Consider the following 1,025-nt stretch of genomic DNA (forward strand, 5'->3'; position numbering starts at 1 on the left):
GACCCCTCAGAGACGATGAGGTAGATAGGTCATGGGTGGAAGCGTGGTGACACGTGGAGCTGAATGATACTAATCGGTCGAGGCTTTGATCTAGTCTATGGTTTGTGTTGATGAATCCTCAGTTTTGAGAGAACAATCTCTTAAAAAACATGTTGACATTATGTTAAGATAATGTTAATATAATATTTGTCTGGTGGCGATAGCGAGACGGCCACACCCGTTCCCATGCCGAACACGGAAGTTAAGCGTCTCAGCGCCGAAAGTAGTTGGGGGATCTCCCCCTGTGAGGATAGGACGTTGCCAGGCTACATATTGGAGGATTAGCTCAGCTGGGAGAGCACCTGCCTTACAAGCAGGGGGTCGGCGGTTCGATCCCGTCATCCTCCACCATTTACACCTGCCGGTGTAGCTCAGTTGGTAGAGCATCTGACTTGTAATCAGAGGGTCGAGGGTTCGAATCCTTTCGCCGGCACCATTTGATCTTTAAAAAAGTCTACCGCTAGAAATTATACCTTGCCGGGGTGGCGGAATTGGTAGACGCACAGGACTTAAAATCCTGCGAGGGTTTCCTCGTGCCGGTTCAAGTCCGGCCCTCGGTACCATTAATATTTTCCCATGATGATTATTCGTCTCGCACCCTTAGCTCAGCTGGATAGAGCGTTAGACTACGAATCTAAAGGCCGGGAGTTCGAATCTCTCAGGGTGCACCATTTTTACGGGAAGTAGCTCAGCTTGGTAGAGCACTTGGTTTGGGACCAAGGGGTCGCAGGTTCGAATCCTGTCTTCCCGACCATCATCACTTTTATATGGGGCCTTAGCTCAGCTGGGAGAGCGCCTGCCTTGCACGCAGGAGGTCAGCGGTTCGATCCCGCTAGGCTCCACCAATTTTATTTTTTTACAGACGAACTTTGAAAACTGAACGATGAGGCAAAAAAAGTTTTACAATTTTTGAATGAAGCGCAAGCTTCGTCAATTTAAGAGCTATATCAAATTCTTTGGAGAGTTTGATCCTGGCTCAGGACGAA

6 tRNA genes and 2 rRNA genes are annotated in these 1,025 nt (G+C 48.5%); all 8 read left to right on the forward strand.

The features are described 5' to 3' along the window. A 23S ribosomal RNA gene (locus KNP04_RS15255) occupies nt 1–93 on the forward strand; the annotation flags it as partial. Nucleotides 94–189: 96 nt separating this feature from the next. Continuing rightward, nucleotides 190–306 (forward strand): 5S ribosomal RNA (gene rrf, locus KNP04_RS15260). Nucleotides 307–314: 8 nt separating this feature from the next. Next, a tRNA-Val gene (locus KNP04_RS15265) sits at nt 315–390 on the forward strand. Nucleotides 391–399: 9 nt separating this feature from the next. Continuing rightward, nucleotides 400–475: transfer RNA gene (locus KNP04_RS15270), tRNA-Thr, on the forward strand. A 40-nt stretch (nt 476–515) separates the two neighbouring features. Then, nucleotides 516–602: transfer RNA gene (locus tag KNP04_RS15275), tRNA-Leu, on the forward strand. Nucleotides 603–633: 31 nt separating this feature from the next. Beyond that, nucleotides 634–710 (forward strand) — tRNA-Arg (locus KNP04_RS15280). 6 nt (nt 711–716) lie between these two features. Next, nucleotides 717–793: transfer RNA gene (locus tag KNP04_RS15285), tRNA-Pro, on the forward strand. A 15-nt stretch (nt 794–808) separates the two neighbouring features. Then, nucleotides 809–884 (forward strand) — tRNA-Ala (locus KNP04_RS15290). Nucleotides 885–1,025: the final 141 nt, after the last annotated feature.

It is taken from the genome of Exiguobacterium sp. CH10 (assembly GCF_018617635.1).
GTDB lineage: Bacteria > Bacillota > Bacilli > Exiguobacteriales > Exiguobacteriaceae > Exiguobacterium > Exiguobacterium aestuarii_A.